The 364-nt window shown below is 64.0% G+C and carries 1 pseudogene; it reads right to left on the reverse strand.

Annotation, left to right across the window (positions count from 1 at the left end):
- Positions 1 to 364: pseudogene (locus tag HMPREF2924_RS20145) on the reverse strand (hypothetical protein); the annotation flags it as partial.

Here is a 364-nt window from a genome sequence, read left to right on the forward strand (position 1 = left end):
GGCCAGTCGGTGCCGATGCCGCCGGCATGGAGTGCGTAGCAGCCGGCTGCCTGGGCGATCTGGCCAGCGCTAGCGTCGTCGTTGCTGGTATCGAAACCTTCGACGGTGATCTGGCGCCGGCGCTCGGCCTGTACATCGAGCCAGGCCTGCGGAACAGGGGAGAGGTTTGAAGTTGGGTAAATTCGGTCTGCGACCTGCCGTACCCGGTCGACAATAGCCAGGGCTGCTACGTTGCCCAGTGCGACCTCCAGGGCGGCGAGCAGGTTGGCCATCAAGAACTGCTCACGCTCGTCCGCGTGGCTTTTTGCGCTTGGGCGCCTGTTCCAGTCGACCTGTGCTGAATACCTCGCTGTTACCGGGTCTG

This window comes from Pseudomonas sp. HMSC063H08, from assembly GCF_001813645.1.
Lineage (GTDB): Bacteria > Pseudomonadota > Gammaproteobacteria > Pseudomonadales > Pseudomonadaceae > Pseudomonas > Pseudomonas aeruginosa.